At 60.0% G+C, this 15479-nt stretch carries 15 protein-coding genes; 3 read left to right on the forward strand and 12 right to left on the reverse strand.

Translation table 11 applies throughout. The features are described 5' to 3' along the window. Position 1 precedes the first annotated feature (1 nt). The 3 genes from O9Z70_RS04770 to O9Z70_RS04780 form a co-directional block, all read right to left on the reverse strand. A complete protein-coding gene (locus tag O9Z70_RS04770) occupies positions 2-1129 on the reverse strand; it encodes an ABC transporter substrate-binding protein (RefSeq protein WP_286021351.1) in 1128 nt (375 codons plus the stop codon). Between the two features lie 61 nt (positions 1130-1190). Continuing rightward, positions 1191-2039, reverse strand: a complete 849-nt coding sequence (locus tag O9Z70_RS04775) for an ABC transporter permease (protein ID WP_286021352.1) — start codon at positions 2037-2039, stop codon at positions 1191-1193. A gap of 19 nt (positions 2040-2058) precedes the next feature. Then, positions 2059-2856, reverse strand: coding sequence for an ABC transporter ATP-binding protein (locus tag O9Z70_RS04780; RefSeq protein ID WP_286021353.1), 798 nt, complete (start codon positions 2854-2856; stop codon positions 2059-2061). Between the two features lie 350 nt (positions 2857-3206). Here O9Z70_RS04780 and O9Z70_RS04785 point away from each other — a divergent pair, with 350 nt between their 5' ends. Then, the gene (locus O9Z70_RS04785) at positions 3207-4088 is read left to right on the forward strand and encodes a MurR/RpiR family transcriptional regulator (protein WP_286021354.1); all 882 of its coding nucleotides are present in this window, start codon (positions 3207-3209) and stop codon (positions 4086-4088) included. Between the two features lie 4 nt (positions 4089-4092). Continuing rightward, on the forward strand, positions 4093-5553 hold the full coding sequence (locus O9Z70_RS04790) for an N-acyl-D-amino-acid deacylase family protein (protein ID WP_286021355.1): 1461 nt from the start codon (positions 4093-4095) through the stop codon (positions 5551-5553). Positions 5554-6110: 557 nt separating this feature from the next. Here the strand turns inward: O9Z70_RS04790 and O9Z70_RS04795 are convergent. From O9Z70_RS04795 to O9Z70_RS16255, 3 genes are all read right to left on the reverse strand, one after another. Beyond that, a complete protein-coding gene (locus O9Z70_RS04795) occupies positions 6111-6425 on the reverse strand; it encodes a type II toxin-antitoxin system RelE/ParE family toxin (protein ID WP_286021955.1) in 315 nt (104 codons plus the stop codon). Further along, complete coding sequence (locus O9Z70_RS04800; RefSeq protein WP_286021356.1) at positions 6425-6661, reverse strand: ribbon-helix-helix domain-containing protein; 237 nt, start codon at positions 6659-6661, stop codon at positions 6425-6427. Before O9Z70_RS04800 ends, O9Z70_RS04795 begins: the two co-directional genes overlap by 1 nt. A gap of 518 nt (positions 6662-7179) precedes the next feature. Then, positions 7180-7359, reverse strand: coding sequence for a cupin domain-containing protein (locus O9Z70_RS16255; protein ID WP_353057826.1), 180 nt, complete (start codon positions 7357-7359; stop codon positions 7180-7182). Positions 7360-7682: 323 nt separating this feature from the next. Between O9Z70_RS16255 and O9Z70_RS04805 the strand changes: the two genes are divergently transcribed. Beyond that, complete coding sequence (locus O9Z70_RS04805; protein ID WP_286021357.1) at positions 7683-8393, forward strand: sulfite exporter TauE/SafE family protein; 711 nt, start codon at positions 7683-7685, stop codon at positions 8391-8393. Positions 8394-8532: 139 nt separating this feature from the next. Here O9Z70_RS04805 and istB read toward each other — a convergent pair whose 3' ends face one another. From istB to O9Z70_RS04835, 6 genes are all read right to left on the reverse strand, one after another. Beyond that, complete coding sequence (gene istB, locus O9Z70_RS04810) at positions 8533-9261, reverse strand: IS21-like element helper ATPase IstB (RefSeq protein ID WP_286021956.1); 729 nt, start codon at positions 9259-9261, stop codon at positions 8533-8535. Next, on the reverse strand, positions 9261-10763 hold the full coding sequence (gene istA / locus O9Z70_RS04815) for an IS21 family transposase (RefSeq protein WP_286018323.1): 1503 nt from the start codon (positions 10761-10763) through the stop codon (positions 9261-9263). The genes istB and istA overlap by 1 nt, the downstream gene beginning before the upstream one ends. 294 nt (positions 10764-11057) lie before the next feature. Continuing rightward, on the reverse strand, positions 11058-11867 hold the full coding sequence (locus O9Z70_RS04820) for a PIG-L deacetylase family protein (RefSeq protein WP_286021358.1): 810 nt from the start codon (positions 11865-11867) through the stop codon (positions 11058-11060). Positions 11868-11889: 22 nt separating this feature from the next. Beyond that, the gene (locus O9Z70_RS04825) at positions 11890-12945 is read right to left on the reverse strand and encodes a sugar phosphate isomerase/epimerase family protein (protein ID WP_286021359.1); all 1056 of its coding nucleotides are present in this window, start codon (positions 12943-12945) and stop codon (positions 11890-11892) included. Beyond that, complete coding sequence (locus O9Z70_RS04830; protein WP_286021360.1) at positions 12932-14557, reverse strand: ABC transporter ATP-binding protein; 1626 nt, start codon at positions 14555-14557, stop codon at positions 12932-12934. The genes O9Z70_RS04825 and O9Z70_RS04830 overlap by 14 nt, the downstream gene beginning before the upstream one ends. After that, complete coding sequence (locus tag O9Z70_RS04835) at positions 14554-15477, reverse strand: ABC transporter permease (RefSeq protein WP_286021361.1); 924 nt, start codon at positions 15475-15477, stop codon at positions 14554-14556. The genes O9Z70_RS04830 and O9Z70_RS04835 overlap by 4 nt, the downstream gene beginning before the upstream one ends. Positions 15478-15479 lie beyond the last annotated feature (2 nt).

A 15479-nucleotide genomic window follows, 5' to 3' on the forward strand; every position in this document is an offset into this window, starting at 1 on the left:
ATCAGAGAGTGGCTTCGATGGCGGCGATATCGACGGCCTTGTATTCGTCACGCAGCTCGAAAGCCTCGGCATCGGCCTTGACTTTGGCCTGGTCGAAGTCGTTGGCCCCGTCGATCAGCTCGTTGGTGACGACCTCGCTGGCCACGAGAGGCTGCGAGATCTGGCCGATTTCGTGAATGGCATCAAAATAGGTCTGCCAGCTGTCTTCCAGGTGCAGACCCCACTTGCCGCGCTTGTCCCAATGCGCATGCATCAAGCCGCTCTGCTGCATCAGCGATTCAACGGCGGTTTCCGGGTCCATCTGGGTTCCCAGGCCGGGGAATTCGTCCATGGCGATCTGGGTGGCAGCCGCCGGATTTAGCCAGCCGAATTCAAGACCCATTGCCCATCCGCGCAGATAACGGGTGTAGAGGTCCTTGAGTGCCGGATCCTCGAGATCGGAGGCGCGGACCACAAAGCTGTTGGCAGGGAACACCGACGCGTTCTTGCCCAGCAAATAGTCGAAATCAAAGCCCTGGCCACGCCACTGCGCCCTCAGGCCCTCCCAGGTCAGAGCAGCGTCGGCCTGGCCTTGGGCGAGGGATTGGGCCCAGGCCGCCACTTCGACATATTTGATGGTGCTGAGGTCCACGCCCGCTGCCGCCAGCATCGGGTCGGCGATGGATTGCCAACCGGCCGAACCCAGAACGATGGTCATCCCTTCCATGCCCTTCAGGTCTGCCGGTGCCTTGCCTTTCTGGAAAGCGAAGTCGAATACGTCACCCGCCATGATGTGGAAGACGGACTTTAGCTTCATGCCCTGCTCAAGACCGAGCGAAAGCACACCAGGCGAAGGGTAGCCGAAATCGGCCTGGTTTTGGTCTACCAGCTTGATGGCGGCGGTCGCGTCCTGCGGGCCGGCTTCCACCGAGGTTTCCAGATCGCCGAAATAGCCCATGCGCTTGGCTACCCAGTATCCAAAGTCGTCAACCACCTCGAGCGAGCCGCGTGGCGAGACCCAGCGGACGGCGCCGCCATCCTGTGCAAAGGCGCGGGTGTTCACACCGATTGCGGACATCGCAACACCCGCAGCGGTGAACTGAAGCATGCGGCGACGCGTGATAGTTGGTGTAGTCAGCGGATTGGACATAGATTTCCTCCCATATGTCCGGTTGACGCCATGCCAGGGGCTGGACGGCAGGCTGGCATCACTAGGATTCCCAGCTGGTCCACTTTTTTCCGATCTGGAAAAAGATGACGTAGATGCTGATGCCGATGGTCGCGAGCAGGACGATCACCGCGAAGAATTGCGGCATGCGGATCATCGACGAATAGTAATTAAGGCGGTTGCCAAGACCCTCCGCGCCGCCGACCATTTCGGCGCCGACAGTGGTGAGCAGGCCGAAGATCGAGCCGATCATCATGCCCACCATGATCATCGGCATGGCCATCGGAATGCGAATTTTGGTGAAGATCTGCAGCGTCGAAGCGCCGAAGGATTTGGCTAGCGCGATCTTGGCAAGGTCCACGCGCCGGAAGCCAGTGGCCGAGTTGATCATCACCATCGGACCAGAGGCCAGCGCAACGGCGATGATGCGCGGCTCCCAGCCAAAACCGAAGCGCAGCACCAGCAGCGGCACAAGGGCCAGCATGGGCGTCGTCACCAGCAACAGGATATAAGGCGTGATGATCTTTTCCGCGAAGGGGAACTGGGTGATCACCGCAGCCAGGACAAAACCGACCGAAGCGCCGATGGTGAAACCGATCAGCAATTCGCAGATCGTCGTCACCAGATGCGGCCAAAGGAAGGGCCATTCCGAGATCAGAGCCGCGCCAATGGCGCTAGGCGGCGGCAAGATATAAAGGGGCACTTCAAAGAGCCTGATGAGGAGTTCGGCGCCGCCAATGATGACGATCGCGACAAGCGCGATGATAGCAGTTTCGAAGGTGCTTCGGCCTGGTCCGCCGATCAGTGCATCGGCTCCGCCACCAATACCGACTTCGGCCTTCTGTCCCTTGCCTCCGAAGGTTGGGATCTTGTCTTGCAAGGCATCGTTCATTGAAAATCTCCTTGCCGGCTCAAGTGTTCGGACGGTGGTCGATCATGGCCTTGATGGCCTCGACCCGTTCCAAAAAGTCGGGGGTTGTCTGGAGTTTCACCGGGCGCGGGCGCGGTAGGTCGACATCGACGATGTTGGCGATACGGCCAGGACGGGCAGACATGACGACGATCCGGTCGGCCAGGAACACGGCCTCGGTGATGGAATGGGTAATGAAGACGATGGTCTTGCCAGTCTCCATCCAAATTTCCTGGATCAGCAGGTTCATCTCGTCGCGGGTAAAGGCATCGAGCGCCCCAAAGGGCTCGTCCATGAGCAGGACCGACGGATCGACGGCCAGGCTGCGCACAATTGAAGCGCGCTGCTGCATGCCGCCGGACAATTCGCGTGGGTATTTGTTCTCGAAGCCCTCTAGGCCGACGCGCTTGAGCAGCTTCTGGATGCGCTCGCGGTTTGGCTGCTGCTTCTTGATTTCAAAGGGCAGCTCGATATTGCGGCCCAGATTGCGCCAGGGCAGCAGGTTTGCTTCCTGAAAGATCATCGCTATCTCAGGGTGCGGCTTGTTGATAACGTCCGGGCCAAGGCGGATTTGCCCGCTGGTCAGGCCGTGCAGCCCCGCCATCGACCACAGCAGGGTGGACTTGCCACAGCCGGAAGGCCCCAGCAGGCAGAGGAATTCGCCCTCGCGCACGTCGATCGAGACATTGTCCAGCGCATGCACGCCACCAGACCGGGTCTGGTAGACCTTTGTCGCCTGCTCCACCCTCATCTTGGCTGGAATATGGGCGTCAGATACCGCCCCGGCTGCACCATTCATGCAGCGCCCTCCCTTAGTCCACCTGTCTTGCAGCGGGCGCGGGCCCCCTCAGGCAGCGCGTCCGTCCTCCCTGAGAGACTGAAACAGAATTTCAGATGGGTGCGAATAATACTTTAGTCGTATGCCTGGGTTAGGGAGCGGCGCAAATCCTAGTTTACAAGGAGAAGCAGGTAGGAGGACCGAAGGCGCCGGCGAGCTGAGAAGGCCGGTCCGGACGGCGGAATAAAAAGCCCTTGCACAAAGCAGCAAACGCTGTAATTCAATTTCACAATCGTGAGTGAGGTCCCCGCCGCATGACCAGCAGGCCGGAAAGCGCTGTCCAATCGAACGTGATCGACATTGTGTCGCGCATGCAGCGCGTCGAAGGCGAGTTGTCTCCCGCCGAGCAGCAGGTGCTCAAGGCGGTGCGCGTAGACTTCGAGGCGACGACGCGCATGACCATTGCCGAACTGGCCAAGGCGGCCGATGTCAGCCAGCCGACAGTGACGCGGTTCTGCCGATCCATCGGCTGCGCGTCCTTTGCTGATTTCAAGATCAATCTGGCCACAACGCTGACGGTCGCTGCCGCCTATCTCCAGCCGGACCGTCGGTTTGATGACGATGCCGGCCAGCTTGCACAATCGATCATGGCGCGCGCCATAAATGCAATGCGCGATGTTCTCAACGGCCTAAATACCGATGCGGTGGCGCGGGCCATTTCAGCGTTATCTGAAGCAAAGCGCGTAGACATTTATGGACAGGGCGGTGGTTCGGCGAGCCTGGTCGAGGATGCCAAACTGCGTCTTTTCCGCATCGGTCTGCCGGTCAGCGCCTACATCGACGGTCACCAGCAGCGCATGTCCGCGGCGACGCTTGGCAAGGGTGATGTCGTTATCGCGATCTCCAATTCCGGACGCTCAAAAGCTGTGGCCGAAGCTGTGCAGATTGCCACTTCCTTCGGGGCAACCACGATCGCGCTCTCTCGCCCGGACATGCCGGTGGCCGAAGGCGCCAATATTCTCATCCCCGTCGTCATCGCCGAAGACGAAAACGTCCTTGCGCCGACCCCGTCGCGCTACGCCCACATGATGGTGCTGGACACAATCGCTGCCGGGGTTGCTGCGGCGCGCGGAGCCAAGGCGCGCGAGACCCTGCGCCGCGTCCGATACACCGTCGCCAGTATCGGCATCGCTATTCCGGCGCCATCGACCGACCCGACCATCCTCATGAAAACCATCAAACCTCACGAGTGATTGAATGGCCTTTCCCCAGGAACAAAAGCCCGGCTGGGTCTTCCGCAATGCCCGTATTATCGATGGCAGTGGGGGCGCATCTTATCTGGGTGAGGTGGCCGTAACGGACGATGTCATCACCTCAGTCGGGCCCGTCGGCACGGTTACAGCAACTGGCGCCAATGAGCTTGATCTCGCCGGCGCCGCGCTTGCTCCCGGCTTCATCGATGCCCATACCCATGACGACCGCATCGTGCTCGATGCTCCGGACATGCTGCCCAAGATCAGCCAGGGAGTGACGACCGTCGTCGTCGGCAATTGCGGGATTTCGCTCGCGCCGGTGCAGTTTGCCGGTGAACCTCCGCCCCCTATGAACCTCCTTGGGGGAAGGGGATCTTATCAGTTCCCGACCTTTGCGGCCTACGCCGCCGCCGTTGGCCGGGCCAGCCCGGCCGTCAATGTGGCGGCGCTGGTGGGCCATTCCGCCCTGCGCCTGGCCGTCATGAGTGATATCAACCGCAGGGCCAATGACGACGAAATCGCCCGGATGGGCGCTATGCTCTCCGAAGCCATGGAAAGTGGCGCCGTTGGCTGGTCAACCGGGCTTTTCTATCCCACCAATGCTGGTGCTGACGCCGAGGAAGTTGCCAGCCTAGGCCGCTATGTTGCCGAGCACGGGGGTGTCTATGCCACCCATATGCGGAATGAGTTCGAAAATGTCCTCGACAGTATCGACGAATCTGTGGCCACAGCCCGCAACGCCGGAACACCCCTGATCATCTCGCACCATAAATGCGCCGGTGTCGAGAACTGGGGGCGCACCAAGCAGACACTGCCCAAGATCGCCGCCTTGGCGCAAGGGCATCCAATCAATTTCGATGTCTATCCTTATTCTGCCGGCTCCACCAATCTGCGGGCCGACCTGATGACCGACACCTATCCGATCATGATCTCCTGGTCGGAGCCGCATCCAGAGATGACAGGGCGCTATATCGTCGACATCGCCAAAGAATGGGGTGTTGATATCCACGAAGCGACCGTCCGCCTTCAGCCTGCCGGAGCGATTTACTTCCAGATGGACGAAGCCGATGTCCGCCGCGTTTTGGCGTCACCCCTGTCTATGATCGGTTCAGATGGCCTGCCGCATGATGTGCATCCCCATCCCCGGCTTTGGGGCACATTCCCGCGCGTGCTCGGTCACTATTGCCGGGAAATAGGGCTTTTCACGCTGGAAGCCGCTGTCCACAAGATGACCGGACTCACCGCTGAGGTTTTCGGTCTTTCGCGGCGAGGGCAGCTCAGGCCCGGCTACTTCGCGGACATCGTCGCCTTCCAGCCTTCCACCATCGCTGACAGAGCAACCTACGAAGTCCCGCTGACACAGTCAGTCGGTATCGAATGGGTCATGGTCAATGGCGCTATGTCTTTTGCCGCTACAGGGCCGATTTCGGGACGAGCGGGGCGCCTCGTTTATCGGGATCGCTAGCCTTCGGTCCGGCATGCGACCAGTACTTTTCTGTGGGACATCGCGTTGCACGTCCGGTTCTCTGCAAAGCTGTCCCGATAGCTGCCTTTCCGCTACCGGCCCCGACTCTGCAGCTCCATCAGCAACCGAACGCGACCGGGATCGAATATCGGAAATGCGCCGTCAAGAACCATTATATTTCAATGGCCTACACGGCTATTCACTAAAATGGCCCAGTCATCAGGTCCAGAGAATATCGACCTAGAGAGCCTGCTTTCGCGCCTTTTGACGATGGAGTAGTGCTCGGCCCATCTCGACAACCCCCGAAAACAACGAGAAAATCCGGCCGGAGGCGGATCGGGAGAAAGTTTTCACGAGGACAAGTGACGGAGGGGAGGGGTCTGATATCCAACCTTCTCTGGTCTAAAAAATGCGACCGGCCTCGGATGTCGAAAGAGTGAGAGCCCGCCGATGAATCTCTCAGCCGACCAGCGCACAAACAAGGGTCGCAGCCACAAAGACTGTCAAAGACAGGCGAAAACGCGGATTTATTGGGGGTTCGCAAGCAGGACGGCCCATTACAAGCCGAATTCCTCGCGGAATCGATCAATCTGGTGCATGCGCTGGTGGAGGATAGTAACGATGCCGATATCTTCGTTCGAGAGACGGCGCCAATAGACAAAATGCCGTTCGTATTGGAAGAAATATCCCTCTACAGCGAACTCCGCGGGGACGGGCTTCGACATGACGCTGTGAGTTTCGATCTTGCCGAAAGCATCGAACAGTCCGGTGATGTACCGATCCGCCTGATCGGTACCCCATCTTTCCTGCGTGTAGCGGTAGATCTCATCGAGACGGTGAGAGGCTGCCTCCTGAACACGCACAGCAACCATCAAGCCCGATTTCGCGCGATTACCTCGGGCGCAGTGAGCGGCTTGTAGGACGCCTCGGGCGCCGCGAAGGCGAGTGTCAGTTCACCCTTCAGCCGATCAAACGCTTCCAACTCTGCCCGCTCCTTGTCGCGACGGATTAGATCTCGGACGTACTCGCTGATATTTTCGTAAGATCCGTTCTCACTGACATTGGCGGCAACGAAATCGCTCAGCGCTCCACTGATGCGGACCGTCATAGTTGTCGTTCGAGACATTGCAGCGCTCCTTTTGTGCGGCGTATTCAATATAACCAAAAATGCACACACTTCAATCTGTTGCCGCCTCCCGCGGCCGGCTCCAAGATTTTTTCGATGAGTGTGACGTGCGCTGGAATGCTTCCCGAACTGGCGCAAGCCATAGCTAGGCGGGGGTGAGCCTTGCCTGGCTGATCGGCAAGCCGGCGACACCTGGCCGGCCGAGCCCTATTCGCGGCGACCGACATTGGGACGACGGTATCAACCATCGTCGTGGTTAACCGACCGGCAGGAGTTGGCCTCCTGCGCTTCAAGCTGTGGTTTGTCATGGCCGGCAGCGCGGGAGGCCGCGGGCAGCTAATAGGAAAACGCCATGAGGCCCTGCCGGCGGGAACTCGTTAGCCGAACTGAAGCCCGTATTGCTGGCACAAGCGCTCAATGCTGTCGCAATTGACGTCTAGGCCGTACTTTGCACCCACTGCCGCTTCGCCGGTCATTGCCTCGGGTTTCAAAGCAATCTCTCAAAACGTCGCTTCGAATCCACCTGGAGAAATGATTTCGAGCAGCCGGCATTCATCATCGCCTACGTTCCAGAGCGTATGCCATTCGTTTGGTGGCTTGAAAACAAAATCGCCCGGTCCGGCCTCAATTACGAGGTCACCAAGTTTTGCGCCATGCGGCCCGATAAAACCACACTGTATTCATCTTCCCTTGAGTGGCGGTGAAGCGGTGCGGCCAGCGTCCGGGGAGGGACCCAGTGCTCGACAATGGAGAGCCGGCCATCTGACGCTTTTGCTTCGAGCAGAAAGCACGCACCAAAATTCGCCAAGTTTACGGCTTCGTCTTCGGCTGAGGTTACAACTCTCGTTGAAACCGCTCCGTGCATGGCTCCCCCACTGAAAAACAATCAAAAGATATCAAATGGCTCCGGCAACAGATCAAGTCGGCGCCCAGACTTGCGGTAGCCACTGATTGCTGACAAACGAGTGCCTCCAACGAATTCGCCGGTTCAGGTCAGGCTCGTTTGTCATTTTTCGTCTTTGTTCTGCTGACAATCGCGGTCGCCGCCGCTGCTTTCGTACAGGGCTCCGTTGGTATCGGCTTCGCCTTGATCATGGCCCCGATTTTTGCGCTGGTCGACGCACAATATCTGCCGGTCACGCTTCTCATTTTGATGTTGCCGCTGAATTTTCTGGTCGCGTGGCGCGAACGGGAGGCTATCGACTTTTCAGGAGCAAAATGGATCACTGTTGGCCGCTTTGTCGGCACGTTCATCGGCATGGCAGTCCTTGTGGCTATCACGGTACGTCAGCTTGAGATTGCGGTCGGTGTATTCACAGTTCTGGCCGCTATCGTTGCGTTGGTGGCGCCACCATTTTCGCCGGCCCGAACGTCTTCCATGGGAGTTGGCCTTTTCACCGGCGTTACTGAAACCGCAACCGGAATTGGCGGGCCACCGCTTGCACTGCTCTATCAACATGCGCCAGGCCCGGTGTTGCGCTCAACGGTCGCAGTTTGCTTTTTGGTCGGTGAGATAATTTCGCTCGCGGTTTTGGCAATCGCAGACCAGGTGCGCTCGGATCAGTTGCTGGCCGCAGCATATCTCGTGCCAGCAGTCTTTTTCGGCAGCGCCTTGTCGCGTTTGGCCCACGCCCGGCTCAATGGTGGGGCAGTGAGACTTGCAGTGTTGGTCTTCTCAATTGCCAGCGGACTATTCTTAGTCCTGAAGGGCTAGCGCCTGGGTGTCAATCGGCACCGAACTTTGACCCCTTATCGGCGCCCAATATTGACCCCCTTATTGGATGGCTGTGGAGCGGGGCGGATGGCAGAGCTGGTCAGGGTTGCGGCGCTATCCGGCCCGCGGGGGCAGGATGTCAGATACGGTTTTTGAAGCGCCAGCTGTCGTTGCCGGTTTCGACGATATCGCAGTGATGGGTGAGCCGGTCGAGCAGCGCCGTGGTCATCTTGGCGTCGCCGAAGACGGACGGCCATTCCCCGAAGGTGAGGTTGGTGGTGACGATGACCGAGGTCTGCTCGTAGAGGCGGCTGATCAGGTGGAACAGCAACTGGCCTCCTGACTGGGCGAAGGGCAGATAGCCCAGTTCATCGAGCACGACGACGTCCTTGCGGCCCATATAGTCGGCCAGGCGCCCCTGCCGACCGGCGCGGGTCTCTGCCTCGAGCCGGTTGACCAGATCGACGACGTTGAAGAAGCGGCCTCGCGCGCCGTTGCGGATGCAGGCCCGGGCAATGGCGATCGCCAGATGGGTCTTGCCAGTTCCGGTACCACCGACCAGCACCAGGTTACGCTGCATGGCCAGGAAGTTGCCGGCGGCCAGATCGCGCACCAGGGTCTCGTTGATGCCAGTGCCTTCGAAGGTGAAGTCGTCGATGTCCTTGGCCAGGGGCAGCTTGGCGATGGTCATCTGGTACTTGATCGAGCGGGCCTGCTTCTCGGCGATCTCGGAGGTGAGCAGGTCCGAGACGATGCGAGCGGGCTGATGCTCGCGTTTGATCGCCGTGGCGATGATCTCGTCATAGGCGCTCTTCATGCCATAGAGCTTGAGCGTGTTCATGGTGGTCAGGATCTCGGAGCGTTCCATCATATTGCCCTCCTCAGGCTGTCGTAGCGGGAACAGTCGGCCATGGGCTCGACGCGGAGCCGGAGGGCCTGTGGGGTATTGAGGATGGTGACCGGGCTGCGGGGTTCGCGCTGCCGGGCCAGGATGTTGAGCACGATATCGGCGGAGCAGACCCCTTCACGCAGCGCCTCGGCACAGGCCGCCTCGACCGCCGGCAAGCCATCGCTGAGCACGGCGGTCAGGATGGTGACCATCTGCCGGCCCCCATCGGTTGCCGAGCCCAACCGGCGCCGGATCTTCTCGATGCTGGCCGGCAGCACCCAGTCCTTGAAGGGCGCGCCATTGCGCCAGGCGCCGGGCTTGCGCGCCAGCACCGGCACGTAATGCCAGGGGTCATAGACGGTCTGGTCGCGACCGAAGATGCGGGGATGTTCACCCACTGGCCTGCCGTCCTGACGCAGCTCGATCCGATCGGCATAGGCCCGGATCTCGACCGGTCGCCCCACCGCACTGGCCATCACCGAGTACTTGTTGTTATCGAACCGAACCAGGCAGGTCTTGGAGACCGAGGCCGTCACCGCATGGAAGCCGTCGAACCGGCCGGCATAAGGCACCAGACTGCCGCGCTCTGCCTCGAAGGCTTCCCAGATGGTCTGGTCGCGGAACTCGGGATGGCGATGCGCCCGGGCATAGGCAATGGTCTTGTCCAGCAGCAGGGCATTGAGCTCGTCATAGCTGCTCACGCGCAGGCGGGGCGTGAAGAAGCGCTCCCGCACCAGCCCGACCTGGTTCTCGACCTGGCCCTTCTCCCAACCTGAGGCGGGTGTGCAGGCCACAGGGTCGATCAGATAATGCCCGCACATCTGCAGGAACCGGCGATTGTAGACTCGATCCTTGCCCACCAGGATCGTATCGACCGCCGTCTTCATGTTGTCGTAGATGCCGCGCGTGCAGGTGCCCTTGAAGAAGGCGAAGGCCCGATCATGAGCGTCGAACACCATCTCCTGGGTCTCGCGTGGATAGGCCCGCACGAACAGCATCCGGCTATGGCAGAGCCGGACATGGGCGACCTTGACCGTCACCGTGGTGCCGTTGATCAGCACCACGTCGTGGCTCCAGTCGAACTGGTAGGCCTCGCCCGGCGCAAAGCTCAGCGGCACGAAGGCGGATGCAACCGTAGCGGAGCGATCCTGATCCCAGTTCCGGGCATAGCGACGAACTGCATCGTAGCTGCCCGAATAGCCCAGTCCCGTGAGTTCCTCGAACACCCGGATCAGCGTCAGCCGCTCACGCGCAGCCTTCCCTTCATTGGCCAGCAATAGCTTATCCAGATCCCCCTGCCACGGACCGATCCGGGGCAGCGGCTGCTTCTCACGCTCATAGGAAAAGCTCGTCTCACCCGACCGGATGATCTTGCGCACCGTGTTGCGCGCAACATGCAACTCCCGCTCAATCTGCTTGATGGACTTGCCCTGCACAAAATATGCCCGACGAACCCGTGCAATCGTATCCACGCACTTCATCCCCCAACCGCCTATCCCAAACCAAAGGACGGACAGTCTGCCTAAAACACAAAATGGGGGGTCAATATTGGACGCCGATTACCCCCGGTAAGGGGTCAAATTTGCATGCCGAAACACAACAAAGCCGCCACGGACGTGAGGGCTCAAGCAGAGCTTCGGCGGACTGTCCGATGGCTTCAAGTCCCTATGCTGCTACACGTTTGCAGATGGCCAGCCACGCCTGAATTTGCAGGCGTGGCGACGGCTCCAAAAAATACCAAGATGCAATCAGGTTTGAGCCGCTAATTCACTTTGCTAAACAGCTAGGAGAGCGTTGACGTCCTCGATCGACACCGCGCGGCCGTAGCCCGCCAGGTCAAAGCTTTCCGCAAATTCTGCGGTCCGGCCATATTTGGCCTGAAGCGCAGGTTTCATGCCGTCGACCGCATACATGAACTCCGGCCAATGCTTGAGAACAAAGGGGCGCTCACTGGCCCAGTCACCTTCCTTGGGCGCTTCGTTCAGAAAGCCACGCTCGTAAGGAGAAAATTCGAGGAACTGGGTTGCATGCGCCGCACAGGCCCGGAGCTTGCGCTCGATGGAGTCTGTCACATCAACCACGATATCGTGCTTATGCGTGGGGATTGCACCGTAGTCGGTCATCCGCAGGCAGATCGGAGCCTGCGTGAGGGCTGGCACCAGGTCGACAACGTTGTCATTGGTGCAGAAATCCACCGCTTCCCGCACAACTCGCGCCGCGACTCGATTATCGAAGTGCCCTTCGCATTCGTCGTGAAAGGTGATAACGATATCGGCGCGCCAGCGGCAGATTGCCCGCAAGACGGCCTTTCGCAATGGCAGGTCGGAAAACAGTTCGCCGTCGTGATTGTCGAGGATTTCATAGTCGAGAACGCTGAGCAGGTCGGCGGCCTTGAAGGCTTCGCGGGCGCGGCGGCGTTTTAGCGCCTCGCGGCTCATTTCATGATGGCCGGCATCGCCATTGGTAAGCGACATGAATTTGACGGCGGCGCCCCGATCGGCCAGCAGAGCTGCCGTGCCGCCTGCATACATTTCGGCTTCGTCCGGGTGCGCCTCAATCACGAGAACCTTGAGTTGCTTGGTCATTTTCGTTTCCTTTTGGTGAGTTTCAGGCGGCTTGGGAAAGTGCCGCGGCCACGTCCCGCAGCGTCGCAGCGCTGCGCGGAATAAAGCTTTCGGGAGTCGGAAGTGCCGACGAGCCGTAATAGTGATCAGGTGCCGGTTTGAGGCCCTTGGCGACATCGTCGGCAAAGCGCGCCGACATCGCCTTAAGCGCATCGACTTCCTCAAGGCTCAGATCGGGATGTCCCAAGCGCCACTGAGGGTCGTCGAGAGCTATTTCGTTGCGGTCGTGCCAGGAATTTTCGATGGTCATATTTGGCGTCGCGCCGGCATCCCGAATGGCGCCCAGCACGGCATGCCAGTCTATCGAGCCGTCGCCGATTGCCCGTATCTGACGCTGTAAACCGTTAGGACCGGGGTAAAGCACCAGGTCGCGCATATGCGTCTTGAGCACATAGGGGGCAACGCGACGCGTGGCGGCCATCGGCTCCTCACCCCGCACCACGACATTGGCGAGATCCAGCGTGACGCCGAGAATGTCGGAACCGGCGGCTTCGATCATGCGGACGATTTCGTAGGTCGTGATCTCTTCGTGGGTTTCCAAGGCAATAGCGGCGCCCCGCTCGGTCAGCACCGGGCGCAGTTTCTCGATAAAACGCTGCGTCGCCAGCAACTGCTCTTCCCAGGGGACATCGGTGCGGAACCGGTCGATGGCGAAGCGGCCCCATTCGAAACGCTGAAAATTGGCGGTGTCCGCCCAGAGCGCCGTGCAGCCGATCGCTGTCACAGCCTCGATCATCCGCGTCATGCCCAACAGGTAGTCACCATCGCCAATGGCCCTGACCTCGGGCGCTTCGGCGGTGTTGTATGGATTGACCTTGCCCAGTCCCATTTCGAGATAGAGGCCAAGGCTCTTGGCGTGTGCGGCAACTTCGCCCAGAAACCCTGCATCGAGCGTTGGGGCGATGTCCAACACGGTTCTGAAGAACACGCCATCGGTGCCGGTCTCTTTCGCCTTGTCCAGCAGTCCAAAGGCACCCAGCTCAACAGTGCCAGGATATTTGCGGCCATCCAGGCCGACGCGAATATTATACTTGGTCATGGTGGTCCTCGTCCGCAGGTCTGAGCAGATCGGCTCCGCCGGGAATGGCGGCGAGGAGCCTGCGGGTATAGTCTTGGGATGGGTTGGCGATGAGCGCGCGCGTTGGACCCTGCTCGACGATGCGCCCCGAATTCATCACCACGATGCGGTCGGCGATGTAGCCGGCACTGACGATGTCATGGGTGATGTAGAGGATGGCGACGCCCTTCTCATCACGAAGGCGGGCAATCAGATTGAGGATGTCGAGCCGGATGGAAACGTCCAGCATGGAGATGGGCTCATCGGCCACCAGCAATTGCGGCTCCGACGCCAGTGCTCGGGCCAGGCCAACACGCTGGCGTTGCCCGCCGGACAATTCGTGCGGCCGACGCTTCAAATAGTCGGCGACGGGCAAGAGCCCCACAAGCTCGAGGAGAGCGTGAACTCTTTTATCGGTCTCATGTCGCGGAAATTTCCCGGAGCGAATGACACTGCGGCGCAGATGGTGCTCAATCGTGTGCAGGGGATTGAGCGAACCATAGACGTCCTGAAAAACCATTTGCGCTGGGCGCGGATCTTTCCAACCCCTGATCGAGAGGGGGATGGGTTTAGCTCCCGCCACGAGAAGCTCGCCGCCGGAAGGCTGGATCAGGCCGTTAATCATGCGACCAAAAGTCGATTTGCCGGAGCCGGACTCGCCGACCACGGCCACGATCTCGTTGGAACGCATGTCGAAGTCGATGCCGCCGACGGCATGAAAGTTTCGGTATGTCTTGCGGAGGCCGCGCGCGAAAAGAATGGGCGCTGCTTCCGCTGTCGGCAAGCTGTTGCCGTGACGTGGAACCAGCCGGTCCAGTCTTGGCGTCGAGGCGATCAACTGGCGCGAATAGGGATGCTGCTGTTCGGTGCGGAAGAGCCTGGCGTCCGCCAGCTCCACCAATTGGCCGTCCTTCATGATGGCAATCCGGTCGGAGAGGTCCAGCAGCAGCGGCAGATCGTGCGTTATAAGGAGAACGGCAAAGCCGAGTTCGCCCTTCAGACGCTTGATTGTCTCAAAAATCTCCTGCTGGACGATCACATCGAGCGCGGTGGTCGGCTCATCGAGGATGAGCAGCTTCGGGCGGAGGGCGAGCGCCATGGCAATGACGACACGCTGACGCATGCCACCGGACAATTCGTGCGGGAAGGACATGATGCGGGATGGATCGATGCCCACCATGGTGAGCAAGTCGGCGGGCGTCGGCTTGACCTTTTCGACACCCATCCTGTCGGCGCGATCAAGAACCTCCTGCAACTGCCAGCCAACGGTGTGGACGGGGGTGAGCGCGGTCAGGGCGTTTTGCAGAACGATAGCAGCCAGGTTCCACCTTGTGGCCCTCACCTCATCATCGGACAGGGTGAGAATATCCCTGCCATCGATTTTGATGGTGCCCCCGGTTATGATGCCGGGCGCCTTGAGCAGGCGCAGTATAGATTGTGCAATCGTCGACTTTCCGCAGCCCGATTCCCCCGCCAGGCCGACAAACTCGCCGGGCGCTATCGACAGGGATACGTTTCGGACAGCAGGGATCAGTCTGTCGTCACCGGCATAGGCGATGTCGAGATTAGTGATCTCAAGAGCAGGTGTCGTCATTTTTTCAGCACCGGCGTAATCAGGGATGCGCTCTTGCGGCGGGCGCCGACTTTGGCCAGCTGCCGGTCGGCCTTGAGGCGCGGATTGCCCAGCTCGTCGACGGCGTTGTTGAGCAACGCCAAGGAGAAGGCGGTGAGAGCTATGGCCATGCCGGGCACCACGAAGGTCCACCAGGCCCCTCGCACCAATGCGGAAGAGTTCTGCGCCCAATAGAGCATGGTGCCCCAGGTCACCTGGCCGCCGTCGCCCAACCCGAGGAACTCAAGCGAAGCCTGTGCCGTGATGGCGAACACCACCTGGTTGACGAAGTACGCCGCGACAACCGAACCCATATTGGGCAGGAGTTCGATCATGACGATGCGCCAACGGCTTTCGCCAACGTCTTCGGCAGCAGCGATGAACTCCCGTTCCCGCAGACTGAGGGCCTGTGAGCGGAACAAGCGCGCACCGAAAGCCCATCCGGTCAGGGTCAGTACGGCGACGATGGTGACCGAGCCCGGCGGTAGGAAAGCTGCTAGCACCACGACCAGAGGCAGGCCGGGAATGACCAGGAACACATTGGTGACCAAGGTCAGCACGTCATCCACCCAGCCGCGGAAATAGGCGCTTGCAAGCGCCACGATCAAGGCGAGGATCGTGGTGAGGATGGCGATGATAAAGCTCACGGTCAGTGCATTGAGGCCACCATACAAAAATTGCGACAGCACATCCTGGCCTTGCCCGGTTGTGCCGAACAGATGAGCAAGCGATGGTGGTTCGTTGATGCCGCCCGTGGCGCGACGCGGATCATATGGCGCGATCAGCGGAGCCAACAGGCACGATCCGACCAGTACAGCCAGGATTATGCTGCCCAGCATGACGGGAACGCTGCCCAAGCCGTTGCGCCGTAACGTGTCGAAGAACATGTGGAAGCGTTTCATAG

The sequence above is a fragment of the Devosia sp. YIM 151766 genome (genome assembly GCF_030285925.1).
Lineage (GTDB): Bacteria > Pseudomonadota > Alphaproteobacteria > Rhizobiales > Devosiaceae > Devosia.

Bases quoted from the DNA above. Each gene is read 5' to 3' on its own strand.
- O9Z70_RS04770 (WP_286021351.1), bottom strand. From the start codon at position 1,129: ATGTCCAATCCGCTGACTACACCAACTATCACGCGTCGCCGCATGCTT.
- O9Z70_RS04775 (WP_286021352.1), bottom strand. From the start codon at position 2,039: ATGAACGATGCCTTGCAAGACAAGATCCCAACCTTCGGAGGCAAGGGA.
- O9Z70_RS04780 (WP_286021353.1), bottom strand. From the start codon at position 2,856: ATGAATGGTGCAGCCGGGGCGGTATCTGACGCCCATATTCCAGCCAAG.
- O9Z70_RS04785 (WP_286021354.1), top strand. From the start codon at position 3,207: ATGCAGCGCGTCGAAGGCGAGTTGTCTCCCGCCGAGCAGCAGGTGCTC.
- O9Z70_RS04790 (WP_286021355.1), top strand. From the start codon at position 4,093: ATGGCCTTTCCCCAGGAACAAAAGCCCGGCTGGGTCTTCCGCAATGCC.
- O9Z70_RS04795 (WP_286021955.1), bottom strand. From the start codon at position 6,425: ATGGTTGCTGTGCGTGTTCAGGAGGCAGCCTCTCACCGTCTCGATGAG.
- O9Z70_RS04800 (WP_286021356.1), bottom strand. From the start codon at position 6,661: ATGACGGTCCGCATCAGTGGAGCGCTGAGCGATTTCGTTGCCGCCAAT.
- istB (WP_286021956.1), bottom strand. From the start codon at position 9,261: ATGGAACGCTCCGAGATCCTGACCACCATGAACACGCTCAAGCTCTAT.
- istA (WP_286018323.1), bottom strand. From the start codon at position 10,763: ATGAAGTGCGTGGATACGATTGCACGGGTTCGTCGGGCATATTTTGTG.
- O9Z70_RS04820 (WP_286021358.1), bottom strand. From the start codon at position 11,867: ATGACCAAGCAACTCAAGGTTCTCGTGATTGAGGCGCACCCGGACGAA.
- O9Z70_RS04825 (WP_286021359.1), bottom strand. From the start codon at position 12,945: ATGACCAAGTATAATATTCGCGTCGGCCTGGATGGCCGCAAATATCCT.
- O9Z70_RS04830 (WP_286021360.1), bottom strand. From the start codon at position 14,557: ATGACGACACCTGCTCTTGAGATCACTAATCTCGACATCGCCTATGCC.
- O9Z70_RS04835 (WP_286021361.1), bottom strand. From the start codon at position 15,477: ATGAAACGCTTCCACATGTTCTTCGACACGTTACGGCGCAACGGCTTG.